General features: G+C 59.4%; 35 protein-coding genes and 1 tRNA gene. 5 read left to right on the top strand and 31 right to left on the bottom strand.

Annotated features, from left to right (window positions below):
- Positions 1 to 67 precede the first annotated feature (67 nt).
- A complete protein-coding gene (locus H7A76_RS08620; RefSeq protein ID WP_185698108.1) occupies positions 68 to 2257 on the bottom strand; it encodes a patatin-like phospholipase family protein in 2190 nt (729 codons plus the stop codon).
- A gap of 71 nt (positions 2258 to 2328) precedes the next feature.
- On the opposite strand from H7A76_RS08620, the gene H7A76_RS08625 reads away from it, so the two are divergent.
- Positions 2329 to 2616, top strand: a complete 288-nt coding sequence (locus H7A76_RS08625) for a SelT/SelW/SelH family protein (protein WP_185698109.1) — start codon at positions 2329 to 2331, stop codon at positions 2614 to 2616.
- On the opposite strand, the gene H7A76_RS08630 is transcribed toward H7A76_RS08625, so the two are convergent.
- Both H7A76_RS08630 and H7A76_RS08635 read right to left on the bottom strand, forming a co-directional pair.
- Positions 2610 to 3503: a DMT family transporter gene (locus H7A76_RS08630; protein WP_185698110.1), complete on the bottom strand. Its 894-nt coding sequence runs from the start codon at positions 3501 to 3503 to the stop codon at positions 2610 to 2612. The two genes, H7A76_RS08625 and H7A76_RS08630, sit on opposite strands and share 7 nt — an antisense overlap.
- Positions 3504 to 3549: 46 nt before the next feature.
- Complete coding sequence (locus H7A76_RS08635; RefSeq protein ID WP_185698111.1) at positions 3550 to 4365, bottom strand: AraC family transcriptional regulator; 816 nt, start codon at positions 4363 to 4365, stop codon at positions 3550 to 3552.
- 132 nt (positions 4366 to 4497) lie between these two features.
- Between H7A76_RS08635 and H7A76_RS08640 the strand changes: the two genes are divergently transcribed.
- Positions 4498 to 5319: a UDP-2,3-diacylglucosamine diphosphatase gene (locus tag H7A76_RS08640; RefSeq protein ID WP_185698112.1), complete on the top strand. Its 822-nt coding sequence runs from the start codon at positions 4498 to 4500 to the stop codon at positions 5317 to 5319.
- A gap of 85 nt (positions 5320 to 5404) precedes the next feature.
- Here H7A76_RS08640 and H7A76_RS08645 read toward each other — a convergent pair whose 3' ends face one another.
- The 28 genes from H7A76_RS08645 to H7A76_RS08780 all read right to left on the bottom strand — a co-directional run bounded on the left by H7A76_RS08645 (position 5405) and on the right by H7A76_RS08780 (position 19818).
- Positions 5405 to 5716 carry a DUF962 domain-containing protein gene (locus H7A76_RS08645; RefSeq protein WP_022642985.1) on the bottom strand — a complete coding sequence of 104 codons (312 nt, stop codon included), beginning with the start codon at positions 5714 to 5716 and terminating at the stop codon, positions 5405 to 5407.
- Positions 5717 to 5777: 61 nt separating this feature from the next.
- Complete coding sequence (locus tag H7A76_RS08650; RefSeq protein ID WP_185698113.1) at positions 5778 to 7028, bottom strand: Arm DNA-binding domain-containing protein; 1251 nt, start codon at positions 7026 to 7028, stop codon at positions 5778 to 5780.
- A gap of 255 nt (positions 7029 to 7283) precedes the next feature.
- The gene (locus H7A76_RS08655) at positions 7284 to 7457 is read right to left on the bottom strand and encodes a ribosome modulation factor (protein WP_185698114.1); all 174 of its coding nucleotides are present in this window, start codon (positions 7455 to 7457) and stop codon (positions 7284 to 7286) included.
- Positions 7458 to 7769: 312 nt separating this feature from the next.
- A complete protein-coding gene (locus tag H7A76_RS08660; protein WP_185698115.1) occupies positions 7770 to 8105 on the bottom strand; it encodes a hypothetical protein in 336 nt (111 codons plus the stop codon).
- A 49-nt stretch (positions 8106 to 8154) separates the two neighbouring features.
- Positions 8155 to 8547, bottom strand: a complete 393-nt coding sequence (locus tag H7A76_RS08665; RefSeq protein ID WP_185698116.1) for a hypothetical protein — start codon at positions 8545 to 8547, stop codon at positions 8155 to 8157.
- Positions 8548 to 8597: 50 nt separating this feature from the next.
- A complete protein-coding gene (locus H7A76_RS08670) occupies positions 8598 to 8849 on the bottom strand; it encodes a hypothetical protein (RefSeq protein ID WP_185698117.1) in 252 nt (83 codons plus the stop codon).
- Complete coding sequence (locus H7A76_RS08675) at positions 8839 to 9300, bottom strand: HNH endonuclease (RefSeq protein WP_185698118.1); 462 nt, start codon at positions 9298 to 9300, stop codon at positions 8839 to 8841. The genes H7A76_RS08670 and H7A76_RS08675 overlap by 11 nt, the downstream gene beginning before the upstream one ends.
- Positions 9297 to 9809 (bottom strand): hypothetical protein, encoded by a 513-nt coding sequence (locus tag H7A76_RS08680; RefSeq protein WP_185698119.1) that lies wholly within the window; start codon positions 9807 to 9809, stop codon positions 9297 to 9299. The genes H7A76_RS08675 and H7A76_RS08680 overlap by 4 nt, the downstream gene beginning before the upstream one ends.
- Before the next feature lie 41 nt (positions 9810 to 9850).
- A complete protein-coding gene (locus tag H7A76_RS08685) occupies positions 9851 to 11008 on the bottom strand; it encodes an RNA-directed DNA polymerase (RefSeq protein WP_185698120.1) in 1158 nt (385 codons plus the stop codon).
- Between the two features lie 212 nt (positions 11009 to 11220).
- On the bottom strand, positions 11221 to 11574 hold the full coding sequence (locus H7A76_RS08690; protein WP_185698121.1) for a four helix bundle protein: 354 nt from the start codon (positions 11572 to 11574) through the stop codon (positions 11221 to 11223).
- Positions 11575 to 11625: 51 nt separating this feature from the next.
- Positions 11626 to 12195, bottom strand: coding sequence for a DUF1566 domain-containing protein (locus H7A76_RS08695; RefSeq protein WP_185698122.1), 570 nt, complete (start codon positions 12193 to 12195; stop codon positions 11626 to 11628).
- 116 nt (positions 12196 to 12311) lie between these two features.
- Complete coding sequence (locus H7A76_RS08700; protein WP_185698123.1) at positions 12312 to 12788, bottom strand: hypothetical protein; 477 nt, start codon at positions 12786 to 12788, stop codon at positions 12312 to 12314.
- Positions 12789 to 12845: 57 nt separating this feature from the next.
- The gene (locus tag H7A76_RS08705; RefSeq protein ID WP_185698124.1) at positions 12846 to 13199 is read right to left on the bottom strand and encodes a hypothetical protein; all 354 of its coding nucleotides are present in this window, start codon (positions 13197 to 13199) and stop codon (positions 12846 to 12848) included.
- Between the two features lie 2 nt (positions 13200 to 13201).
- The gene (gene ssb / locus H7A76_RS08710) at positions 13202 to 13690 is read right to left on the bottom strand and encodes a single-stranded DNA-binding protein (protein WP_185698125.1); all 489 of its coding nucleotides are present in this window, start codon (positions 13688 to 13690) and stop codon (positions 13202 to 13204) included.
- A gap of 14 nt (positions 13691 to 13704) precedes the next feature.
- The gene (locus H7A76_RS08715) at positions 13705 to 14322 is read right to left on the bottom strand and encodes a lambda exonuclease family protein (protein WP_185698126.1); all 618 of its coding nucleotides are present in this window, start codon (positions 14320 to 14322) and stop codon (positions 13705 to 13707) included.
- Entirely contained in the window at positions 14306 to 15079 is a 774-nt protein-coding gene (locus tag H7A76_RS08720; RefSeq protein ID WP_185698127.1) for an ERF family protein, read from the bottom strand. Before H7A76_RS08720 ends, H7A76_RS08715 begins: the two co-directional genes overlap by 17 nt.
- Positions 15080 to 15337: 258 nt before the next feature.
- Positions 15338 to 15487 carry a hypothetical protein gene (locus H7A76_RS08725; protein WP_185698128.1) on the bottom strand — a complete coding sequence of 50 codons (150 nt, stop codon included), beginning with the start codon at positions 15485 to 15487 and terminating at the stop codon, positions 15338 to 15340.
- A complete protein-coding gene (locus tag H7A76_RS08730; protein WP_185698129.1) occupies positions 15484 to 15687 on the bottom strand; it encodes a hypothetical protein in 204 nt (67 codons plus the stop codon). Before H7A76_RS08730 ends, H7A76_RS08725 begins: the two co-directional genes overlap by 4 nt.
- Positions 15684 to 16094: a hypothetical protein gene (locus H7A76_RS08735; RefSeq protein ID WP_185698130.1), complete on the bottom strand. Its 411-nt coding sequence runs from the start codon at positions 16092 to 16094 to the stop codon at positions 15684 to 15686. The genes H7A76_RS08730 and H7A76_RS08735 overlap by 4 nt, the downstream gene beginning before the upstream one ends.
- Positions 16095 to 16114: 20 nt before the next feature.
- Positions 16115 to 16399: a DUF551 domain-containing protein gene (locus H7A76_RS08740; protein WP_185698131.1), complete on the bottom strand. Its 285-nt coding sequence runs from the start codon at positions 16397 to 16399 to the stop codon at positions 16115 to 16117.
- Positions 16396 to 16647: a hypothetical protein gene (locus H7A76_RS08745; RefSeq protein ID WP_260497932.1), complete on the bottom strand. Its 252-nt coding sequence runs from the start codon at positions 16645 to 16647 to the stop codon at positions 16396 to 16398. The genes H7A76_RS08740 and H7A76_RS08745 overlap by 4 nt, the downstream gene beginning before the upstream one ends.
- 134 nt (positions 16648 to 16781) lie before the next feature.
- A tRNA-OTHER gene (locus tag H7A76_RS08750) sits at positions 16782 to 16849 on the bottom strand.
- Positions 16850 to 16984: 135 nt separating this feature from the next.
- The gene (locus tag H7A76_RS08755; RefSeq protein ID WP_185698132.1) at positions 16985 to 17467 is read right to left on the bottom strand and encodes a DUF1566 domain-containing protein; all 483 of its coding nucleotides are present in this window, start codon (positions 17465 to 17467) and stop codon (positions 16985 to 16987) included.
- 21 nt (positions 17468 to 17488) lie between these two features.
- On the bottom strand, positions 17489 to 17629 hold the full coding sequence (locus H7A76_RS08760; RefSeq protein WP_185698133.1) for a hypothetical protein: 141 nt from the start codon (positions 17627 to 17629) through the stop codon (positions 17489 to 17491).
- A gap of 26 nt (positions 17630 to 17655) precedes the next feature.
- Entirely contained in the window at positions 17656 to 17898 is a 243-nt protein-coding gene (locus tag H7A76_RS08765; protein ID WP_185698134.1) for a hypothetical protein, read from the bottom strand.
- A 57-nt stretch (positions 17899 to 17955) separates the two neighbouring features.
- The gene (locus tag H7A76_RS08770; protein WP_185698135.1) at positions 17956 to 18183 is read right to left on the bottom strand and encodes a hypothetical protein; all 228 of its coding nucleotides are present in this window, start codon (positions 18181 to 18183) and stop codon (positions 17956 to 17958) included.
- Positions 18184 to 18609: 426 nt separating this feature from the next.
- Positions 18610 to 19101: a hypothetical protein gene (locus tag H7A76_RS08775; RefSeq protein WP_185698136.1), complete on the bottom strand. Its 492-nt coding sequence runs from the start codon at positions 19099 to 19101 to the stop codon at positions 18610 to 18612.
- Positions 19102 to 19113: 12 nt separating this feature from the next.
- Positions 19114 to 19818, bottom strand: a complete 705-nt coding sequence (locus H7A76_RS08780) for a helix-turn-helix transcriptional regulator (RefSeq protein ID WP_185698156.1) — start codon at positions 19816 to 19818, stop codon at positions 19114 to 19116.
- 105 nt (positions 19819 to 19923) lie between these two features.
- Here H7A76_RS08780 and H7A76_RS08785 point away from each other — a divergent pair, with 105 nt between their 5' ends.
- From H7A76_RS08785 to H7A76_RS08795, 3 genes are read left to right on the top strand one after another with little or no spacing between them, the layout of a single operon-like run.
- Complete coding sequence (locus H7A76_RS08785) at positions 19924 to 20130, top strand: transcriptional regulator (RefSeq protein WP_185698137.1); 207 nt, start codon at positions 19924 to 19926, stop codon at positions 20128 to 20130.
- A gap of 14 nt (positions 20131 to 20144) precedes the next feature.
- Complete coding sequence (locus tag H7A76_RS08790; RefSeq protein ID WP_185698138.1) at positions 20145 to 20339, top strand: hypothetical protein; 195 nt, start codon at positions 20145 to 20147, stop codon at positions 20337 to 20339.
- A gap of 38 nt (positions 20340 to 20377) precedes the next feature.
- Positions 20378 to 20575 carry a hypothetical protein gene (locus H7A76_RS08795; protein WP_185698139.1) on the top strand — a complete coding sequence of 66 codons (198 nt, stop codon included), beginning with the start codon at positions 20378 to 20380 and terminating at the stop codon, positions 20573 to 20575.
- Positions 20576 to 20701 lie beyond the last annotated feature (126 nt).

Consider the following 20701-nt stretch of genomic DNA (forward strand, 5'->3'; position numbering starts at 1 on the left):
CATCATCTCCCTTCACTGCTGGTCCTGCTGGTCGCCGCTGCGCCAGCGGGCCGCTGGCGCACGCTTGTCAGAAGGTCTGGCCCAGGTTCAGCGACAGGGCCTTCTGGTTTTCGTCGTTGAAGCCATAGCTGAAATTCAGCGGCCCCAGTGGCGTATCGAAGCCCAGGAAGATACTGGCCGCGTTGATGTAGCCGCTGTCGAAGGCGTTGTCGTTGTTCCAGGCCCGGCCCCGTTCCAGGGAGCCGCCCAGGTACAGCGGGAAGTCCAGGGGCAGGTAGGAGCGTGGCGTGAGGCGGCGGAAATACACCGCGCGGGCCAGGCTGATGTTCTGTCCCGACAGGGCGTCTTGGCGAAACCCTGACAACTGTCGTGCGCCGCCCAGCAGGAAGCTGGACGTCACCACGTCGGCGGCGTCCAGGGTCCGCCCATAGCGCCCGCCGAGGATGAAGGTGTTGGGGCCGCTGCTCAGGGCCTTGTCCAGCTTGAACTCCCATTGCCGGTAGTGCTTGTCCGAGCCCAGGCCCGGTTCGAACTGGCGCAGGGTCAGGTGGACGTCTTCGCCCGAGTGGGGGAAATAGACGTTGTCCAGGGAGTCGAAGGAGTACTGCAGCTGATAGTAGCCTTCGTTGAAGTGCAGCTTCGGCAGGTCCTGGTCACCGATGCGCACATCGGCGTTGCCCCAGGCTTCGCCCACACCGAAGCGCACCTCGCCGCTGTTGCCGATCTGCCGGCCCAGGTTGAGGCCGAAGCCGTAGCGCTCGATGCGGTATTCGGCGATGGGGTCGTTGTCCAGCGTGGCCTCGACGTTTTGCGACTGCGCGCTGATGAATGGGGCGACGAAGTAGCGCGAGCCGGCATCCAGTGGTTGGTAGAACTCGCTGTACAGTTCCTGGCGGTCGCCGATCTGCAGTCGCGTCAGCCATTCCGCGCCGAGGCTGTTGATGCCGTTCATGCGGTAGCTGGCGCCGATGTTGAAGGCGCTGTCGCCGCGCAAGTCATCGGACAGGCTCAGGCCCAGGCGCAGGTAGTCGGTGCCGCTGCGCTTGCCCCGGGCGCTGATCACCAGGGTATTGTCCTGGCCCTTGTGGATCACCCGGTACTGCACCTGCTCGAAGAAGTCCAGGCCGTAGAGGGTGCCCATGTCGGTTTCCAGGCGGCCCAGGTCCAGGGGCTCGCCGATGCGCTGGCGAATGTAGTAGCGGATGACGTCGTCACTGACCTTGGAATCGTTTTCCACCTTGATCTGGCTGATGATCGGCGTGCGCTGGCTGGGCTGGCGGGCGGCGGTGAGCTGTGCGGGCTGCGGATTTTCCCGGCGCAGGTGGGCCAGTCGGGTGTCGAGGATGCGGGTGGCGCGGTAGCCAGCGTCGATGATCTCCTGGGCACGGCCGAAATCGGTGACGCCGAATGCCGAGAGCGCCGGCTGGACCAGCACGTCGTCCTTGTGCAGCGCGGCCAGCTGTTCCTCGGAGTTGCGCCGGGTCATCAGGGTGATGGACTGGGTCAGCACGTCGACCACGGTATTGAGTTGCTTGCGCGAGCGCAGCGGCGTGCCGATATCCACCACGATGGCGATATCCACGCCCATTTCCCGGGCCACGTCCAGCGGGATGTTGTCGGTCATGCCGCCGTCCACCAGCAGCCGGCCGTCGAGTTCTACCGGGGCGAATACCGCCGGGATCGACATGCTGGCGCGAATCACCTGGGGCAGGTGGCCCTTGCGGAACACCACTTTTTCACCGCTGGCGATATCGGTGGCTACCGCCCGGAACGGGATCGGCAGCTTGTCGAAATCGCGGGTGTCGCTGGCGTGGGCCAGCTTGCTTTCCAGCAACAGGGCGAGGTTCTGGCCCTGGATCACGCCCAGCGGCAGGCCCAGGCTGCCGTCGTCGCGGAAACTGAGCTTCTGCTTGACCAGGAAATCGCGGTCATCCTGCTTGCGCCGAAAGGGCACGTCTTCCCGGGGCGGCGCATCGGACAGGGCCTGCTTCCAGTCGATCTCCAGGGCCAGCTTCTCCAGCTCGTCGATCGGGTAGCCCGAGGCGTAGAGCCCGCCGATCACCGCCCCCATGCTGGTGCCGGCGATGGCGTCGATGCGGATGCCTTGTTCTTCCAGGGCCTTGAGCACCCCGACATGGGCCAGGCCGCGGGCGGCGCCACCGGACAGCACCAGGCCGATTTTCGGAGGCGCAGGCTCGGCGCAAGGGGCGATCACGGGGAGCAGGCAGAGCAACAGGCAAGACAGCAAGCGGCGCATCAGGCTTCTCGGGGCTGGCGATAAAGCCGGCTATTATAGCGACGCCCTCTAACTCAGGACCTGGCCGTACCATGACTGAACGTAAGCCCGAAGTGACCATCACCTATTGCACCCAGTGCCAGTGGCTGCTGCGAGCGGCCTGGCTGGCCCAGGAGCTGTTGAGCACCTTCAGCGAGGACCTGGCCAAGGTCTCCCTGGAGCCCGCCACCGGCGGTACTTTCCGTATCCAGTGCGATGGCGTGCAGATCTGGGAGCGCAAGGCCGATGGCGGTTTTCCCGAAGCCAAGGTGCTCAAGCAACGGGTCCGCGACTGCATCGATCCCGAGCGCGACCTGGGCCACAACGACCGGTCTCAGTGAGAGCTGGCCTGGGCGGTTTTGCCCTTGCTGCCTGAACCCGCGGACAGGCGGCTGGAGACCACGATCGCGGTGATGATCAAGGCCCCGCCCAGCAGCATGCGCAGGGTCGGGTTCTCGCCGAACAGCACCCAGGCCACGGTGATCCCGTAGACCGGCTCCAGGGCGAAGACCACCGCCGCGGTGCGTGCCTTGATCACCGCCAGGCTGGCGACGAACAGGCTGTGGGCCAGGCCGGTGCAGAAGATGCCCAGCAGGCTGATCCACAGCCAGTCCATGGCGCGTACCTCGGCCAGTTCCGGCGCCGCCACCGGCAGCAGGCAAAGGCCCACCACCAGGTTCTGGCACAGCGCCGCCTGTACCGCTGGAATCCGTCCCGAGCCGGCGCGGTTGTTCAACGACAGCAGGGAGAACAGCAAGCCCGAGGCCACGGACCAGAGCAGGCCGGTGGTGGCCTGGCTGGCGAGGTCGAAGTCCGGGGTGACCAGCACCAGGCCGATGCTCACCAGGGCTACCAGCAGGATCTCGTTGGTGCGGATCCGCTCGCGGAAGATCAAGCCTTCGAGAATCACCGTGAAGGCCGGGAAGCTGGCAAAACCGAGGGTGGCGATGGCCACGCCGGCGATCTTGACCGAGACGAAGAAACTCACCCAGTGGCCCGCCAGCAGCAGGCCGCTGAGCAGCAAGCGCAACCAGTCGCCGGTGGCCAGCCGCTGCCAGGGCGCATTACTGGCCAGGCGGGCGAAGAATCCCAGGGCGAGCACGGCGAAGGCCGCGCGGCCGAATACGATGACCGCCGGTGAAGCGGCGGCCAGTTTGCCGAACACACCGGTCAGGCCGAACATCAGTGCGCCGATATGCAGGGCGCCAAGGGCGGTACGCGGGGTCATGTCATTCCTTAACGCAAGACGGGCCGTGATGGCCGGGACGATGGGCTCAGTCTACGGGGCCGGCACCGATGTCGTCTGTCGCGAGGCTGCTGGCTTTTGTCGAGCAACTCGCGTGCGCTTCTTGCCGCAACTGGCGGGGCGAGCGGCCGAATTCGCGCAATATCGCCGCCGAGAAAGCGCTCTGGGAGCCATAGCCTACGCGCTCGGCCACCTCGCCGATGGGCATCGATGAGCCACGCAACAGTTCCACGGCCATGTGCAGGCGCCGGCTGCGCACGTAGTCCATGGGCGTGCGCCCGCATTCGGCGATGAAGCGCGCGTGCAGGCGAGTGCCAGACAGACCGGCGATTCGCGCCAGGTCGGCCACCTGCAAGGGATGGGCGGCGTGGCGATCGATATGGGCGTTCAGCGCGGCAAAAGGCAGGCGTCGTTCACCAGGGTGGCCAGCGGCCGGCTGGTTGAGGCTGGCCAATAGCAGCACCGCCCCTTGCTGGGCGATCACCGGGTCGTCCACCGGGCTGTCCGCCAGCCAGTTGACCAGGCGGCTCTGGTTCGGCGCCAGGACCTGGCGCCGCGGGCTGTCGAGCAAGCGCCGGCTGGCCTCGGCATGTTCTCCCAGGGACTGGCCGAGCCAATGTTCGCCGGGTATGTCCAGCACCAGGCACTGGCTGCCGCCGGGGCTGCCGCAGATATGCCGGGCGCCGGCCGGCACCACCACGAAGCTCTGCTGCCGCACTTGGCTGCCCTGGCCCTCGACCTCGAAGTCGAGTTGGCCCGAAAGGCCGAATACCAGTTGCGCATGCTCGTGGCTGTGGGCGATCAGGTCGTGGCTATAGTGGCGCAGGGTGAGGATAGATCCCATCGCGGTCTCCTTGGCAGGCCCGCAGTCTACACCGGCCGTCGGGCCTTTCGCGCTGTCATCGCTCTGCCGCATATCCGTCATGGGCCATTAACCGCTTGGGCGCAAGCTCGCAAAAAATCCCGGAGAGCGTCCATGACCCATGCCGAACTCGCCAAACCCAGCCGCAAGCAGCGGGTACGCACCCTATGGATCTCGGATGTGCACCTGGGCACCCGGGATTGCCAGGCCGAGCACCTGGCGCAGTTTCTCAAGAGCTATCAGGCCGATCGCATCTACCTGGTGGGCGACATCATCGATGGCTGGAAGCTGCGGGGCGGGATGTACTGGCCCCAAGCCCACACCAACGTCATCCGCCGCTTGCTGACCATGAGCAAGCGCGGCACCGAGGTGATCTACGTCACCGGCAACCACGACGAATTCCTGCGGCGCTATTCCAAGCTGATCCTGGGCAACATCCAGTTGGTGGACGAGGCGGTGCACGTCACCGCGGATGGCCGCCACCTGCTGGTGATCCACGGCGACCAGTTCGACGTCATCACCCGCTATCACCGCTGGCTGGCGTTCCTGGGCGATTCGGCCTACGAGTTCACCCTGACCCTCAACCGCTGGCTCAACCACTGGCGAGCGCGCTACGGCTATGGCTACTGGTCGTTGTCGGCCTACCTCAAGCACAAGGTCAAGACCGCCGTGAGCTTCATCAGTGATTTCGAGGAAGCCATCGCCCATGAATGCGTCAAGCGCGAGCTGCACGGCGTGGTCTGCGGCCATATCCACCATGCCGAGATCCGCAAGGTGGGCGAGGTGGAGTACCTCAACTGCGGGGACTGGGTGGAATCCTGCACGGCGCTGATCGAGCACTGGGATGGCACCATCGAGCTCTATCGCCTGGCCGAGGCCCAGGCCCGCGAGGCCCAGCTCAAGGCCGAGCGCATGAAGCTGGCCGAACCTGCCTGAATCCCGGGGTTCGCGTTGGCCTGAACCGGGCCGACCGGCTCGCGCCACCTTTGCAGCAACCTCTCCCCTCGGGCCGTGGCCCGGCCTAGAAGGGCACCTTGCCCAGCAGCATGTCGCGGTACATGACGAAGTCGCCCAGCAGGCTGTACAGCGGATGCTGGAAGGTCGCGGGGCGGTTCTTCTCGAAGAAGAAATGCCCGACCCAGGCAAAGCCGTAGCCCGCCACCGGCAAGGCCAGCAGCAACAGCCAGGCACCTTTGCCGATGGCCAGGGCCAGGAGGAAGATCACCAGGGTGGTGCCGATGAAGTGCAGGCGGCGGCAGGTGCTGTCGCTGTGTTCGCTCAGGTAATAGGGGTAGAACTCGGCGAAGCTGTGGAACTGGCGGACGTTTTCCATGGCTGCGGTCTCGGTGCTTGTTGTCATGTGAGCGGGTGCTCTGCAAGGAGCCTACCTGAGTCTAGAGTCCCGGGCCGCAGCGGCCAGTGACAATAGGCGCCACTTTAGTATCCTTGGGGAAACTACCGTGTAATGGGGCCTGTAGAGACAATGTTGTCATAACCTTGGCATTACCGCCGAAAAGAGCCTCTGCACGGCCCCCGGCGTCGGTGTCAGCGGATGGCATCCAACGGCCGTAAATTCTGGCAATCATTGTCCAATCTTTGTGACCCATCTGGCTGGCTACCCACATCGGATGTTCTCCAGCCGACAGCATCATCGACGCATAGGTATGTCGTGTTTGGTATGGACGCCGATATCTGACCCCGGCCTTGCGCAGAGCCGGGAGCCAGATCACCTTTCTGATTTCCCCAGATTCCTCCCATGGCTGGGCGCTGTTAGGATTCATGAATACCCGGCCGCCAGCCAAGAAGGTCTGAGCCTTCTGTTTGAGCAGCGCATCTCGTGCAGGGCCAAGCAGCTTCACTGACCGTCTGCCACTAGCTGTTTTTGGAGTTTCCGGCGAATTAGCCGCCCGGGTCTTGGCACGAACGATTCGAACAACTCCGCCTATCCAGTCAATATCCCCCCACTCAAGAGCAATAAGCTCGCTCGGGCGAATTCCAGTCCAGAATGAGAAGATCACCTGGGCCTGACGATCCTTTGGTGTAGCTGCCAGGATTGCCGCCTGTTCTTCAGCCGTGAACGGATCGACGTCATCGTCCTCCTTCAGCTCCTCCCGATTCCGATAGTTCCAGCCAACCATTGGGTTCACATCAAGAATTTCGTCTTCTACCGCATCATTTAGAGCCGACCGAAGGCAGCTCTGAAGATTGGTCAAGGTCTTGTTCCCCGCCTTGTATTGCGAAAGCCTGTCCCTAACATGCTTTCGAGACAGTTCGCCCAGCGACAAGCTGCCAAACATGGGCACCAAGCGGCCCATGATCATTTCACGGTAGTGCTCTGCAGTGCTCGACTTGAGCTGCAGCTTTTTCCTGTCCAGCCATTCGACCAGGTACACGCCAAGATTTTTCTTGTCCTCTGGCGGTCGAAAGGCCTGGGCCTTCTTCGAGTTTGGAAAGGTTGTGGCGTAATCGAAGGTTCCGGCGAGAATTGCATGTTCAATTGCTGCCTTGTGCAGCTCGGCTTTCTTCAGGTTAGCGGCGGTGGGCTTGAGCTGGATGCGCTCACGGCACCGGACACCCTGGAACTGGAATGTGATCTCGATACTACTTGCAGACGCGGCGCGGACGCCTCCCCCATCTCGACCCATGAGTAATATCCCTCTACGTCTATTAGAACTCTTCCATCTGGAGCTTTGCGCCAGACGACATGCTTCGGCCATTTGCCGTCGCGGATTTTGGTTCGGATGGCGTCCGGTGTATACCCGGACTCCCGTGAGAACTGCTCGATGGTTTTGTATCTGACCAGACTCACACCTCACCCCCTTTGCTCATGGCTACGCCGATGCAATGGCGCAATTGGCAAGTTTCAAGTGGCATGCCGATCACACCTCTTGTGATTTCGCTCATGTCTTCCTCCATGCTTCACGCTGTGCTTTATTCCAGCCGTCTACCCATTTCTGTTTTGAGTAGGGGGAATTTTCGAATGGGTTGTGTTCGAGGCTTACGCCGCGCAAGAAGGCGGCATATCCCTGTTCGAATGGGGTTATTTTCTGGCCGTGCAATTCAGCAGTTGCCATGTCGTGCTACCTCGATGACTTGTCTAATTCCCTTGGCATAGTCAGCAGGCTTGCACTGAGCTGACTGCTCGAGATTGCAGATCATTGTCTCGACTGGTCCGCGGTCGTCGAACATCGACCGCGGCAGGTGTGACGCATGCATCAGCATTTCTGCCGCGAAGTTGCGGCCTTCTTGTAGTTCGATAGTGGACACAGGCGACTCCCGCCCGCGGCTGCAGGCTGTCTGAGTGTTGGTTTGAGGTGTGTCTGATTGCCGCCGGCGTTGCGCCGGGGCACTGCTTCAGGGGCGAGAGGATTCTTCAACTCTCGTAGTCATGGCCTCCAGCCTTTGCCCACGCGGTACACCATCATCATGTTGTGATGGAGTGGCACCTTGAGGACGTGGTCGAAAAACTCGCCCTTTCCAGAGATGAATCCGGTAGGAACCTTGGTTCCTCCGGTGCCGAATTCACGCCAGCATTCTTCGCCGCCGTTCTTTTCCCAGTAGGCGCGCTCACGCTTTGGGATCTCACCGTAGGTTTTTTCGAACATGGAGATGTCCGGGATATCGCAGATCCGGCGCCATGCAGGATTGCGCCTGCACCAGTCGGCGGCATGCTGAGAGGCTTGATCGACAGAGTAGAATTCCTTTGTGCTTTGTTCGGTCATGGCCTTGGCCCCCTGTAGATCAGGTAGGCCATGTACAGGGCGGGGAGGATCATGGCTGCACCTCCTTGCGGTAGCCGGCGTCATAGATAGCAGCGGCAGACAGCCAAGCGATGCCTGGGGCATTGGCGCGGAGCTCTTCAATCCCCCTCATCCGCTCTTCCGCCGCGATCTGCTCTGGGGTGCGGATGGGGCGGAAACATCCGAAGTTGCCCTGCTCTACCTGAACCATCCCGCGATCTGGATTTTCAGGGTCAAAAGTGAAGGCTGCCAATGTGAAGTCGCCGCACTTGAAGTGAGCGATGATCGTCACCTTGGCGCCTTCTTTTAGGTCCTTGTCGAATGGGTCGGCCGCGCAATTGGTGCCGCCCGCGAACTCGCACACCGCCCCAACAGGCGGCAGGCCTTCACCGGACCAGGGCTTAACTTCATTTTCTTCAGGCATGACTTGTCCTTGCCGCTGCTGCGGCTGGCTTGAAAGTGGGGAAGGGGTAGTTACTGCTGGGGAGGGTTGAGATCCGCTACTTCGTCGATGCAGGCGTTCCAGCCTTCCTGGTAGGCCGTGTCCGGGTCAAACTTGCTGTACTCCTGGCGCTCAGGCAGCACCACCGCAGCCGGCGCGGGCTGCTCGGCAGGCTGGGCGAGAAGGGCGCGCAGCTTTCTTTGCGCAGCAAGCACGTCTTTCATTTCACCGCCGAGCGCCTGCGCCAGCAGCTCACGCGGGACTTCCAAAAAGTCACTGCTCATTGAGATGGCTCCAGCTTAAACCGCGAATGGCCTGGGAAATCACATACTGAGAAACGCCGAATTTTCTGGCGAGTGCGTGCGTACCAAGAGTACGGCTTCGCGGTATGTACATGGCTCTGCATAGCCGCACAGCGGCATCTGTGAGTTTTGCATTTCCGTGATGCTCACCTCGAGCCGCTCTGTTGCGCTCAATGGCATCACGTTTATTATCCGCATCGGTTCCAGGGATAAGATGGTCAGGCCTTATGCATCTTGTGTTGTCACATCGATGACGAATCACAAGTCCATCTAGGTCTTTGATATCCAAGTTGTTAGCTTTGGCGTAAACGACTCTATGAAGCAGAACTTGCGATTTTCCTTCATGCCTTACCCTGGCATAGCCTCTTGGGTGTAGGTTTTTGTTTTTTCCATGGTCAAGGCATTCGCCAATTCCGGCGTAGCATTCGCTCATGGCTTGCGCTCCAGGGCGGCGCGGGCTTGCCATGCCTCCCAGGCGTCCATCGTTTTTCCATGGTCGTGGGGATCGGCGCCATGCCAATCGATCACATAGGCAGGCTTGGAGTTAAACCACGCCTCAAAGTCGGCCCGCTCGTCGCGCTCGACCTGCGGTGCCGGCTCTGCGCTGGCGGATAGCGCGGCAGCCTCCCCAATGGCTCGCAGGGAGTCCTGGTGATCGCTTCCGGTGATACGCCGCAGCAGCACATCCCGCTCGGCCAGCTTAATTTCAGCGTCGTGCAGCTTGGTCGCTTCCTCGCATGCGCGTTTTTCCCAAACTGCAGCTTCAGCATCCCGATCAGCCAGTAGCGCTTGCAGTCTCTGCGCCTCGTCGAACCAGCTGCGCCGTGACAGCTCGCGCTCGTTGTTCTCTGTTGCTGCGTCGTCCAGGGCCTGGTCCCGGGCGTTGAGATCTGACTGAAGGGCAGCTACTCGCTGCTCCAGGTGTTGGGCTTCTGTTGGCATGAGGAGTCCTATCCGGGGCACGCCCGGGTGGTGATAGATGGTTACGACTTCTTGAAGGTCTTGGTCAGCGCCGAGTTGACGCTGTTGCCGCGCAGCAGAACAAGTCGGGCAAGCTTCTCCCGGTCTTTTGCGCTATGGCTGGCCTGGCCAAGCAGGCCGAAGTAGCTGTTTGCTGTCTCGCGCAGATCTTCGGCAGGTGCTGCGGCGGTTCGCTTCAGTGCCTGAGCCAGCGACCGCTTGCGGGTTGTGCGCCGCCAGGGCTTGATCACATGCCCGACAAAGTCCACGCCGCGGTCGACAGGCTGCAGGATGGTCTTGCTGGGATTGAGCCGGGCGCCCAGACTGGGCAGGAATTCTTCGACCTGGACCAGCCATTGGTTGAGCTGTTGCGGCGACTCATGCAGGAACACAAAGTCGTCGACGTAGCGGATGTAGTGCTTGGCGCGTAGCTGGTGCTTGGCGAACTGGTCCAGCGCATCCAAGTACACGTTGGCGAAGAACTGCGAGGAAAGGTTGCCGATCGGCAAGCCAAGATGCGCAGGCTGTGCAGTGAGTCGCTTGTGCTGCGGTACCCGGTTGAACAGATGTGCCGGGCTGCGTACTTCGTAGTCTTCACGCGGGTCGTGCATCAGGATCTGTTCGGCCAGGGCAAGCCACCAGGGTTCGGTGATGCGCTTGGCCAACTGCTGGCGTAACACCTGCTTGTCAATGGCGACGAAGAAGTTGGCCAGATCGAGCTTCAGGTAGAAAACTGGCTTCGACCAGTTCTCGCTGGCGCTGCGGATCTTCGACTCAAGGCGCTTTGCGGCGTACAGCGTGCCGCGCCCGGGGATACAGGCGCAGCTGTCCGCTATGAAGCTGCGCTCGATCCGTGGGCCGATGCGGTTGTACAGCAGGTGGTGCACGATGCGGTCGCGGAAGTCGGCGGCCCACACTTCGCGGGCCTTTGGCCTGGTGACCACAAAGCAGATGGAGCGACCAGGCCGGTAGGTTCCGGCCTGGAGCTCTTCGAATAGGTCGAGGAGGTTGGATTCCATGTCCACTTCGAAGCGTCGGGCGCTCGCGGTATTCCGCTTGTGCCGCCGGCAGTCGTAGTAGGCCTTGGCCAATTCCTCGAAGGTGAAGCTCGCAACGGGCGAATCTGCGGACAGGACGGACAAGACGCTCGTTGTTCTTGTCGTTGTTGTTGAGCCAGCCATCTTCAAAGTCCATGTTGTAGGCGTTGTTGGCTGAGTACTGCGACCTGTCGTGCTATCTACGTCGCTCTGCTGAAGGTGATACCGATCAGCAAAGAAACTGCGCGAGACCAGCCCGAACGCTTTAGATCGGCGGTATCTCTAGTGCGCATAGCGGTGTCCAACTGGACAGCGGCACGACCAGATTCAGCGCACAGGCAGGAGAGCCTTAACCCTCAAGCAGCGGGCGCGGTTGCGGATTTCTTCCAAGCGTTGGCCTGACGACCTACAGATGCAGTGAGCTTCATTGCTCTTGCATGCTGCCCCTTGCTGATCAGGCCCTTATTGGCGAGCGCGCGAAGCAGGTAGTTGAGCATCCAGATGCTTTCGAGCAGGAGGTTCAGGTGTGGCAGCTTGTCCCTGGCCATGTTGGCCCGACCGATCAGAACCAGTGCTGCCAGGCATTCGTCACGGATCTTTGAACCAACAACCTGCTTGAGGTCTCTCGGTATATTTCGGACAAGGTCAAGCGCCAAGCCGAGAAGTTCTTCGGCTACCTTATGAATCTCTAAGTCTGTGTGAATGGCCATCCTGGCCTCCCGAAAGCAAAGGCGCTCCGCGCCTATGAATGAAGAACTGAATTAAGGAATGAATCTGCGGACAGGACGGACAAGACGCTCGAGGTTCTTGCCGTCGTAGTAGAGCCAGCCATCTCCAAAGCCCATGGTGTAGGCGCCGTTGGCTGAGTACTGCGTAGAGGACCAGTGATAGGCCTTCTCGAACAGCTCTGGCACGTTCGCCTCTGCGACCTGAAGCTCTCGCCGAGCCGGCAGGTAAAAGTCGCTGTGACCATCTGCGGTGAACTCGCTGGCCAGTTTTGCTGCTGGGTGTTCATTGCTGTCTGCAAGCAGCGCTTTTGTGTTGGCCGCGCCATCGCCGGAACTAGTTGCACCTTCGCATTCCTCGCCGTAGCCGCCCCATTCAGCACGGATCTGCTCAGTCAGTAGTGGAACGATCAGGTAATAATCCAGCGAGCCATTTTCTCCGCGCATCAGTCCGGCGTTATATCCGCCTTGGCCGGGCCAATACGAACCCAAGGTTGGAACTACTGATTGTTCAGTGATGATCGGTTTGGTTCCAAGCAATTTCTCGAGGCCGAGTTTCATGAGGCTCGACGCCAAAGGGTCGTCAACTGGAATGCTGATCTGCATGATCTTGCTCCTAGGTGAAATAGATGCAGGCGGCCGGCGCTTCCCGGCGAGCTTCTGGTCTGAACGCTATCCTGGCGTACCCGGAATCGCCTGCTGAAAAGCATTGAAGGAATGAATCACTGAATAGGAAGGCTGCGGACAGGACGGACAAGACGTACGTAGACCTTGCCGCTGAGGCTGAGCCAGCCATCTCCAAAGGCCAGGGTGTAGGCGTGGTTGGCTGAGTACTGCGTGCTCAGCCAATGCCAGCGATCTTCGCGCAGTGTGACCAAGTCGTCGGCCTTGGCGGACATAAGTAGAGCGCCTTCAAGGTGGGAAGGGATATGCGCATCCAGCTCCAGCACCCTTGTCGCGAGATCACTTCCCGCCTCGGCCATGGCACGGGTATTCGCTGCCCCGTCGCTGTAGCTCTTGGCGTCGGCGACATCCTGATCGTATTCGCCCCAGGGCCCACTGAGCTCGTCAGGCAGCAGGATCAGGGCGCGCTCGGCGCCGTTGAGCCAGTAGCGGGTGACGAATGTTCCACCCGCGAGGGGTTGGCCACGCTCGGGAAGATCCGATGCGGAAATAGAGTTTTGCTCATGTTGAGTCATGATTTTCTCCGGGTGTGCGCTGGCCTCCGGAGATCGGATGCTCAGCAAAATTAGGGGTTAAGCGGCGTCGTTTAGCTCGTCATTGCGAACGAACTTTGTTCCAGGGTCGCAGCCAAGCAGATCGCAGACACGATTGATAATTTTGAGTGCGCCGTCGAACACCTTGGCATCGTCGGGATCGCGGGCCAGGCGCTTCATGTTTGGCTGGTGTTCAAGGCAGACCTTGTCTACCAGCCTCCACGCTAGCGCCCTTAACTCATCAGCGCTGTCGTGAATGCGAAGGCTCAATGCAAATGCCAGGGCAATGTCGTCTGGTCTGTACTGTCCGCCGCTTCGGGTGTTGTATAGCTTCTTTACTGGTTTGTTCATCCATGCCGGCAGCGTCACAACTCCAGAGGATGCTTTCTGCATGGCTATGCACCTGCTAGGTGGTGGAGTGGGGCGAACGGGATATCGTCGTCAAAGCTTTCGTAGTCAGGTCCGTTTCCACTCTGTTGGTTCTGATGCTGAGCGGCTGGCTGATGTTGGGTGCGCTGTTGCTGGCGTGGCTGCTGAGACTGCTGGCTGCTCTGTGATTGCTGCGGTGGGCTGCCGGCGAACTTGATGACGATCACCCGGCCAGTTAGTTTCACGCCTTGCGTCTGGTCGGACTTGGTGAACACCTCGACGTGGGCGTCGTCGATCGTGAAGTGAACTTGCTGACCTTTGATCAGGTACTGGGCCATGGCCTCAGCCTGTTTTCCCCAGAGCGTGGCATCCACCCACTGGGTAGGGCGCTTGCCATCCTGTCCCTTGCGGCCGTAGTCGCAAGCGATTGCAAGGTTGCACACGGCATCGCCGTTCGAGGTGTAGCGAAGTTCAGCATCGCGGCCAATGCGGCCGATATCGGTAAGAGTAGGCATCGTGATTCCTTGGGTTATGCGGCAGAACGCATGACCTTTTCCATGCGCTCGTCGAGGATTTCGTAGAAGGTCTTCACTCGTTCGTTGAGCTTGCGAATCATTGCCTCGTCTCGATATACGCGCTTCACGAAGAGTGGCATGCCTGGCCAGTAGCTGATGAAGTCAAGCCACTCGCGTTCAGACACCCATAAACCACCCTGACACTGGGCGACGTGCTCCTTGGGCACTTCACCGTTCAGGATGACGCTGACCTGAAACTTTGGGAGCTTGGTCTTGATCTCGGTCAGACCCTGGTCGCCGACCAGAGCATCAGGAGAGTAGCCAATGCCGTGGTTGAGGATGATGCCGACCGAGCGGGTCTTGATGCTTTCGCGTTCCTCGTACAGGCCCCGGGCGACGCCCTCCAATTCGTGGCCGCGAATCGTAGCCGCGGTCTTAAATGGAATCTCGGCTGCCTCCTCAGTGATTCGCTCTCCAATCAACTGGTCCATGTAGGTGAAGGCGGCCACACCGAACCCGGCCTCACCCTTGCCGGCGACTAGCAGACAGTCCAGCTCGGAGCAGGTGATGATGCCCAGGCGAAGGGTGAGCCATTCCGGGGTACCCTGCTCGACATCAGTGATGATCTGCATCTTGGGCCTCCTGCGGCGACGATTCGTGCTGTTTGACGGACTTGCTGAGCATGCCTAGAACCTGGTCGAAAGCCGCTTTCTCCACGGCGGACGGCGCGCCATGGATGCTCGCGAATGCCTTTTTGGCCTTGTCACTGCAGCGCTCCAGTAGCATGGCCAGTTGCGCGGCCTGTACCGAGGTCACTCGCGGCGTCACTACAGCACCGTTACCGTCGTCGTCCTCGCCGGTGGTGGTGAAGTTGAGCAGGGCGCCGGCGGTGTAGCGTTTTCCGTAGCTCACACTCGATGCCACGGCCTGAACGCCGTTCTTGCTGCCGCTGGTGTCGGCTGGCAGAACAAGCGAAGTGGTCTCGCGGTGGCCAGCCCGATGACTCAGCACTCCCTCGACCTCGATGCCGCGTTCACTGCGCGGCGTGCGGAAGGAGAGGGCGAAGCCATGGCGGGCCAGAACGGGTTTGATCATCTCGTTGATATCTTCCCAGAGTGCATAGGTACTCTGGATACGGCCGTTCTTGTCCTTGATGCCGCCGCGCTCGCCGATGACGGGCAGCTCTTCCTGCATCTGAGCCAGGGCCTCATCGAATTGCTGTTTGGCCTGTTCAGCCTGGATGCTCCGGTGCATGACCATCAAGCGCTCCATCTTGTCGATGTCAGCGTTGGGGGACATGGCGACCTGCTGAATAATCTGCAGGATGGTTGCGGCCTCGCCGATGACCACTGGTGGTGTGTTGCGCTCAACCGTAGCTACTGTGGACATGATTGCTCTCCGCGCCACCGGAGAGGGGCGCCGTCGATGATTTAGGAAGTGACGCGATCAGCAAGAGCGCCGAGCAGCATCAAGAATGAGAAGAAGAGTAAGGCGGGGAGGGAGCCGCGCCAGTAGGCGAGACGCCTTGCGCGCTGGCGGCTCATTTGTGCATCGCCGGAGGAGGGAGCTGCTTGATCTCCTCCTGCTCTGTGAGGCTGCTGTAGGCGTAGAGAACGATGATGATGGCAAGGATGATCTGGAAGATCTTCATGCTTTCACCTCGTAAGCAACAGTCCACTCACCGCACAGGCAGGCTCGGCGGCTCCAGGCATGGACGTTTTCGATACCGGCGTCATGAGCCAGCGAGAGGGCGCCAAACCAAGACTTGTGGGTGAACGCGAGGGTCATAGTGTTCATGCTGCCTCCTTGCGGCGCTCAACGATTCGCCGAACGCGCTCACAGTAGTGTTTGAACTCATCAGAACTGATTACAAGGATCGAGAAGTAGTTGACTATGGTCGTCTCTGCTTTGGCTTCTTCGATCTCGCCGGCGCCGGGGAGCAGCATCGTTTCGATAGCTGCCTCGATGGCTTTCACAGCAATGGCATGAGGGCTCATAGCTCGTCATCCTCGGCCTGAGCGATCAGGCCATCAGCAGCGAGAGGGCGAAGGAGGACTCTGGCAATCTCGAACAGCGCCTCCCTGTGGTCAGGGCTGCAAATAGCCTCTATAGCAGCGCCATGGGCGTCTGACGTATCCCTGCGTATCGCGGCCAGGACCAGTCGTCCGATCACCGAAGGGCTGTTGACGTTAGCCATCACGTATTCATCAACGGCCTGGGAGAACTGCTCATGCGTCACGCCCTGGGGGGTTCGCATACGGCGCTGGAACTTCACGTCTTGCCCGTCCAGCAGGTCATAGGCCGCGTTGTCGACCCAGATCCGTTCAGCCTCAGAATTATCCACCGGCTCAGGAGGCAGCATGGCGTCGTACCGGTCCTGGCAAATCTGCATTGCTGTTTGCATGGTCGACTCCAGGTGGTGGGTTACTCGGTGGGTGGAGCCGGAAGTGGCATCCAGTGGGTTGGCGGGTTCTCTTCGGTGAATCCGCCATCCCACGACATCCAGAAGGGCTCGATGTCTTCGTATTCAGGGCATCTACACACGCCGCCGCAGTCGCCTACGTGCTTCAGGAGTTCATCGCCTACGGTGTAGTGCCCCAGCGTTACCCGATCCGGGATCGGCACGCCGTCGAACTTCTGGCCAATTGATGCAAGCAACACCTCAGTACCGTCGCGCGGCGCCGAGGAAATCGGCTGCCAGCCGCTCATGGCTCTTCTCCACGGCGGCGGCGCTCGGTTGCTGCTTCCATGTCCAAATCATGTCGCTCCTCGCTGATCAGCTCGGCTACGGCACTTTCGATTTGGGCCATGGCCTGCTGCCCGTCAGCAGCGCGGCGAATCATCACTCGCAGCAGCTGAATGGCCGCATCAAGGGGTGTCGGGGAGACCTGTGCCAAGAATCCGCCGGCTGCAGGCTCTTGAATCATGACCTGGCCGGAAACGCTCATTCCGCTCATTTGGTGATCCTCAGGACCGCATTGGCCAGGAGCCAGGCGCGAGTGACCAAACCCACCGTGAAGGTGGCCTGGCGCCTGCCAATGCGGTCGATGTGAATGGAAGGGGATGCGGGATGCATCGGTGATTCATCTGTTCGGCTGAGCGGGATTCGAACCCGCGACCTCCCGTGCACTGGCCTCTACCTGACTGAGTTACCAGCCTCAAGCGGCATTGGCATGCCTGCCGTTTCCGCGAGCAGATGAATCACCGATGCAGCCTGCGATGGGGAGCAGGGCATCGGGCAGTTAACGACAGGCTCACGTGGCGCTGGTTGTCAGAAGTAACTGAAGGAATGAATCACTGAAGGAATCTGCGGACAGGACGGACAAGACGCTCGCGGTACTTGGCGTAGAGGTTGAGCCAGCCATCTACAAAGTCCATGATGTAGGCGAGGTTGGCTGAGTACTGCGAACTCGACCAGTAGTACCAATCGGTTGCGAACGACTCGGGCAGGTACTGCCAGGCGTGGTGTAGCTCGCCGACCGAAGGCAAGTAAAAGTCCGCGTGACCGTCTGCGGTGTGACTGGTAGCTGCAATGGCTGCAGGGTGCTTGCCCGAGAGGGCGATGAGCGCTGAGGTGTTGGCGCGGCCATCGGTGCGACTTCCGGTGCCTTCAATCTTGTCACCGTACGAGCCCCAGGCGTGGCGGCCATTGACGTCTTCGGCAGCGTAGATGACGTGACAAAGGCCTTCGGGGTACTGGCGAAGGCCGCCGTAGATGCCGCCTTGGCCGGGCCAGATTTCGCCGATGGCAGGTGGAATGTTCTCTTGTGCGCTCATGTTGGTATTCCTTTCGTTAGGTTAGGCGTTGCGCGCTTCAGCGATCGCAGCGTCGCGGGTATCGGCTGCAAGGTCGGCGGCCCAGGTACGGTCCGCTTTGACGTGAGCCACCAGGTGGTGGTTGTACTCGCGGGCTTTCTTGATCAGCTGTTGCTTGGTCATGGTCCTGCTCCTTCTTGAAGGATCTATCAGTGGCGGCGGATTAACTCGACACGGGCTCGGTGTGCCTGCTTTTCAACGTTTGCGGCCACACTCTGGATAATTGAAATCGCTCGCTCAGTGCCGAGCGTTGCCGCCAGCGCCAGACCGGCCATGCTCATCAGCTTCAGCAGCAGCCTTTCAACGTCATCGACGTTGTTGGGGTTGGCGTCGTTGAGATAGCTCTCGATAAGGCTGTGGGTCACTTTCTCGGCTTGTTCGGGAGTAATCATGGGGCTCTCCGGTTGATTTCCCGTCTGGCCCTCGTCGAAGGCCAGCCAGTGAAATCGTCATGCCACGAACAACTCTTGTTGACCCGGTTGAACTGGTTTCGACTCGGGCTGCTTTTCCTCCGGATAAGGACCCTGGCCAGCCATGTACAAGCATTTGGCTTCAACGCCGTACTCGCGCTGCGTAACCGGATGAACGATCGTCATCACGCCGCCGAAGGCTTGTAGGATCAGCGCGTGTTCCTCTGCCAGTTTCCCGATGTAATCGTATGCTTCTTCTCTGGTCATCGTCCTGCTCCGTTCGTGGCTTTCGAATGCCTCCCGGGGTTGGAGAGGCATTTGTAAAACCAGGAAGAGGAGTGAATCAGCACCCCTCTAGCTGTCTTGCGCCTTGGGGTTCGGCACTACTGGTGCGGTAGCCCCCATTCTGTTTGTTGACTCCGGCCGCGGAACTCCCCGCCGGATAACTGCTTCTGGTGCTTTACGCTGCACACCCGGGTCAGTTGCCAACCCTCTGAACCGTTGAGGCCGGTTCATCGCTGCCTTGTTGATGGCCGGTGTTGGCCGGCGTTGGAATAAATCTACAACCAAAAGTTACAAAGCGCAAGAGCTTTGGTTGTAATTTTTTTGAATAAAAGTTGTATCTCATAATAATCAGTAACTTACAGTTGTTTTTGTGGGTGAAAAAAAGCCCGCGATTGGCGGGCTTATGGGTCAGCTAGCTAGAGCTGCATTCCTGGTTCGTCGAGCCTGACCAGGAATCCTTCCAGTTAGAAGGTAGCTACTTATGGCTAAGATGGATAAGGCTGCGACAAGAGAAATTTGAACCACTGGAAGAAGCCACATCCCAACTAGATCTAGGCTTTTCTCTTCCCAGCAGGTCCAAGAAATCCATACAAAAATAATTACTTCGGCCGCGGATGCAATCCAGAACAGACCTGTCGCAAGGCTTCCAAGGAAATCAGATATCCGATTTCTGATAAGATCAGGGCTATTCCGCTCAAGAAGTACTGCTATGGATTCATCAGCGTTTTCTGGGTAGTCAAGCGCCTGAACAGTCATCCTTAGCTTTATTGCGATGGATCTAAGCTCGCCAGCCAATACCCTGCCCAGAAGCTTTAGCCATAATGATTCAAAAGCCAGATGTATCAAAATTAGAGAAAATACCGATCCCACCACATTTACAAGGGCAAGAAGAACATCCATTGCTAACTCCTGTCAGTGAAATCCACCAGACCAGAACACGCGGCCGAGAATGGTGATCTCATGGTCTCTTACCTGGGCTTCGGTATATTCCTCATCCGGATGCTCATCGCGGTTGAAGCTTCTTATCCTAAGCCCGGCACCAGGCAACCTATAAAGCTGCTTGATTCGCAATTGTCCTGCGTGATCAATGGCATACATGTCTCCATCAACGATCCGCGTGTTGCTCGTATCAACAGCAACGGTTGACCCATTTCGCAGAATGGGCTCCATGCTGTTGCCAACGACTGTTACGCATCTTGCACTACCCGGATCTACTCCCTTGTTCCGCAGGCTTATGCGGCCAAATCTGAGTTTTCTATTGGAGGATTCTTGTATTGAAGTGCGGCCGTTCCCGGCAGACAGTTCGACCTCTTTAAGGAATGGCACGTACACCTCATCACCCTCTAGCGGGGTGTCGTCATCCCATACGGATACTGGCTCAAGCATTTCCATATTGGATCTAGGGGGAGGGAGGCCATCAACACCGGCCACTAGATAGGCCGTAGTTGTGGACAAGGCTAAGGCTATTTCTTCAAGTCTTCGCCCACGAGGGGTCGACTCCTCTGCCTCCCATTTCTGGACGGATTGAGGAGTTAAACCAAGTCGCCTGGCTAGCTCCGACTGGTTCAAGCCAGCCAATTCTCTTTTTTGCGCTATGCGCTTTCCGATTGTACTCATGCCTGAATGATGCAACCGGAAGTTGTAAAAATCACTGCGAATATTGGTTGTAGAAAATGGCTCCATTGGGTAACCTTGGGTTGTAATTGTAACTTTGAGGTGAAAATGAAAGAGCTAGCCATACATAGAGCTGTAAAGGCCGCAGGCGGCCAATCAGCCCTAGCTCGCATCCTCAAGGTCACTCCGCAGGCCGTGCAGAAGATGTGCGCCTCTGGTCGTGTGCCTGCCGAGCGAGCAATAGAAATCGAAAAAGCTACTGGCGTTTCCCGCCATGAGCTCCGTCCAGACCTTTATCCATCTGAAGCTGCATAAGGAGAAGTCCACGCATGAGCGACTTATCACGCCCCAATCACAAGCACATCAACCAGACCAAGGTTCTGCTGGATGACGAGTATGACGAGTGGCTGCAAAGCGCTGCCCGTATTCACAGGACCCCAAAAGCTGTTTTGGCCCGGGAGATTCTGAAGTCCTGGCTTCACCAATCTGTTGCTGATTTTAAGCGGGACACCAACGCAGCCTGAAGTACTACCGCAGGGACCCAGTAGGGACCGGAGAGCATATGTCGGAACAAGACAGCGGTTTGGTTCTCGGTGAATTGCTTGATGAGGAAGAGCTGAAGGCCTTCCAGGAAGAGGCTGAGTTCAGGGGGGTATCCCTAGAACAGTTGGCCAAGTTTGCGATTCAGCAGGCGATCACAGATCGCACCAGGCCGAAAACTATGAGCGGAACGATTCAAGCGTTTCGCAAGCGGGAGTAACGCCCGGAGGCCGGGCACAAAAAAGCCGACGGACGAGGTCGGCTGATTCGATAACGCTGTAGTGAGAGAAATCATGACAAACATCGTCCCATTACGCAATACCGGGGGGTTTACCCGGATGGACAA

Source organism: Pseudomonas sp. MSSRFD41, from assembly GCF_014230245.1.
GTDB classification, from domain to species: domain Bacteria; phylum Pseudomonadota; class Gammaproteobacteria; order Pseudomonadales; family Pseudomonadaceae; genus Aquipseudomonas; species Aquipseudomonas piscis.

Excerpts from the sequence above, each read along its gene's own strand:
- H7A76_RS08715 (WP_185698126.1), bottom strand. The coding sequence starts at position 14,322 with ATGCAGATCATCACTGATGTCGAGCAGGGTACCCCGGAATGGCTCACC.
- H7A76_RS08775 (WP_185698136.1), bottom strand. The coding sequence starts at position 19,101 with ATGGATGTTCTTCTTGCCCTTGTAAATGTGGTGGGATCGGTATTTTCT.
- H7A76_RS08720 (WP_185698127.1), bottom strand. The coding sequence starts at position 15,079 with ATGTCCACAGTAGCTACGGTTGAGCGCAACACACCACCAGTGGTCATC.
- H7A76_RS08680 (WP_185698119.1), bottom strand. The coding sequence starts at position 9,809 with ATGCCAACAGAAGCCCAACACCTGGAGCAGCGAGTAGCTGCCCTTCAG.
- H7A76_RS08655 (WP_185698114.1), bottom strand. The coding sequence starts at position 7,457 with ATGGCAACTGCTGAATTGCACGGCCAGAAAATAACCCCATTCGAACAG.
- H7A76_RS08705 (WP_185698124.1), bottom strand. The coding sequence starts at position 13,199 with ATGCAGAAAGCATCCTCTGGAGTTGTGACGCTGCCGGCATGGATGAAC.
- H7A76_RS08725 (WP_185698128.1), bottom strand. The coding sequence starts at position 15,487 with ATGAACACTATGACCCTCGCGTTCACCCACAAGTCTTGGTTTGGCGCC.
- H7A76_RS08785 (WP_185698137.1), top strand. The coding sequence starts at position 19,924 with ATGAAAGAGCTAGCCATACATAGAGCTGTAAAGGCCGCAGGCGGCCAA.
- H7A76_RS08650 (WP_185698113.1), bottom strand. The coding sequence starts at position 7,028 with ATGGGTCGAGATGGGGGAGGCGTCCGCGCCGCGTCTGCAAGTAGTATC.
- H7A76_RS08635 (WP_185698111.1), bottom strand. The coding sequence starts at position 4,365 with ATGGGATCTATCCTCACCCTGCGCCACTATAGCCACGACCTGATCGCC.
- H7A76_RS08735 (WP_185698130.1), bottom strand. The coding sequence starts at position 16,094 with ATGCAAACAGCAATGCAGATTTGCCAGGACCGGTACGACGCCATGCTG.
- H7A76_RS08765 (WP_185698134.1), bottom strand. The coding sequence starts at position 17,898 with ATGATTACTCCCGAACAAGCCGAGAAAGTGACCCACAGCCTTATCGAG.
- H7A76_RS08675 (WP_185698118.1), bottom strand. The coding sequence starts at position 9,300 with ATGAGCGAATGCTACGCCGGAATTGGCGAATGCCTTGACCATGGAAAA.
- H7A76_RS08660 (WP_185698115.1), bottom strand. The coding sequence starts at position 8,105 with ATGACCGAACAAAGCACAAAGGAATTCTACTCTGTCGATCAAGCCTCT.
- H7A76_RS08695 (WP_185698122.1), bottom strand. The coding sequence starts at position 12,195 with ATGCAGATCAGCATTCCAGTTGACGACCCTTTGGCGTCGAGCCTCATG.
- H7A76_RS08625 (WP_185698109.1), top strand. The coding sequence starts at position 2,329 with ATGACTGAACGTAAGCCCGAAGTGACCATCACCTATTGCACCCAGTGC.
- H7A76_RS08700 (WP_185698123.1), bottom strand. The coding sequence starts at position 12,788 with ATGACTCAACATGAGCAAAACTCTATTTCCGCATCGGATCTTCCCGAG.
- ssb (WP_185698125.1), bottom strand. The coding sequence starts at position 13,690 with ATGCCTACTCTTACCGATATCGGCCGCATTGGCCGCGATGCTGAACTT.
- H7A76_RS08670 (WP_185698117.1), bottom strand. The coding sequence starts at position 8,849 with ATGAGCAGTGACTTTTTGGAAGTCCCGCGTGAGCTGCTGGCGCAGGCG.
- H7A76_RS08685 (WP_185698120.1), bottom strand. The coding sequence starts at position 11,008 with ATGGCTGGCTCAACAACAACGACAAGAACAACGAGCGTCTTGTCCGTC.
- H7A76_RS08770 (WP_185698135.1), bottom strand. The coding sequence starts at position 18,183 with ATGACCAGAGAAGAAGCATACGATTACATCGGGAAACTGGCAGAGGAA.
- H7A76_RS08745 (WP_260497932.1), bottom strand. The coding sequence starts at position 16,647 with ATGAGCGGAATGAGCGTTTCCGGCCAGGTCATGATTCAAGAGCCTGCA.
- H7A76_RS08630 (WP_185698110.1), bottom strand. The coding sequence starts at position 3,503 with ATGACCCCGCGTACCGCCCTTGGCGCCCTGCATATCGGCGCACTGATG.
- H7A76_RS08755 (WP_185698132.1), bottom strand. The coding sequence starts at position 17,467 with ATGAGCGCACAAGAGAACATTCCACCTGCCATCGGCGAAATCTGGCCC.
- H7A76_RS08645 (WP_022642985.1), bottom strand. The coding sequence starts at position 5,716 with ATGGAAAACGTCCGCCAGTTCCACAGCTTCGCCGAGTTCTACCCCTAT.
- H7A76_RS08665 (WP_185698116.1), bottom strand. The coding sequence starts at position 8,547 with ATGCCTGAAGAAAATGAAGTTAAGCCCTGGTCCGGTGAAGGCCTGCCG.
- H7A76_RS08760 (WP_185698133.1), bottom strand. The coding sequence starts at position 17,629 with ATGACCAAGCAACAGCTGATCAAGAAAGCCCGCGAGTACAACCACCAC.
- H7A76_RS08620 (WP_185698108.1), bottom strand. The coding sequence starts at position 2,257 with ATGCGCCGCTTGCTGTCTTGCCTGTTGCTCTGCCTGCTCCCCGTGATC.
- H7A76_RS08640 (WP_185698112.1), top strand. The coding sequence starts at position 4,498 with ATGACCCATGCCGAACTCGCCAAACCCAGCCGCAAGCAGCGGGTACGC.
- H7A76_RS08780 (WP_185698156.1), bottom strand. The coding sequence starts at position 19,818 with ATGAGTACAATCGGAAAGCGCATAGCGCAAAAAAGAGAATTGGCTGGC.
- H7A76_RS08740 (WP_185698131.1), bottom strand. The coding sequence starts at position 16,399 with ATGAGCGGCTGGCAGCCGATTTCCTCGGCGCCGCGCGACGGTACTGAG.
- H7A76_RS08790 (WP_185698138.1), top strand. The coding sequence starts at position 20,145 with ATGAGCGACTTATCACGCCCCAATCACAAGCACATCAACCAGACCAAG.
- H7A76_RS08730 (WP_185698129.1), bottom strand. The coding sequence starts at position 15,687 with ATGAGCCCTCATGCCATTGCTGTGAAAGCCATCGAGGCAGCTATCGAA.
- H7A76_RS08690 (WP_185698121.1), bottom strand. The coding sequence starts at position 11,574 with ATGGCCATTCACACAGACTTAGAGATTCATAAGGTAGCCGAAGAACTT.
- H7A76_RS08795 (WP_185698139.1), top strand. The coding sequence starts at position 20,378 with ATGTCGGAACAAGACAGCGGTTTGGTTCTCGGTGAATTGCTTGATGAG.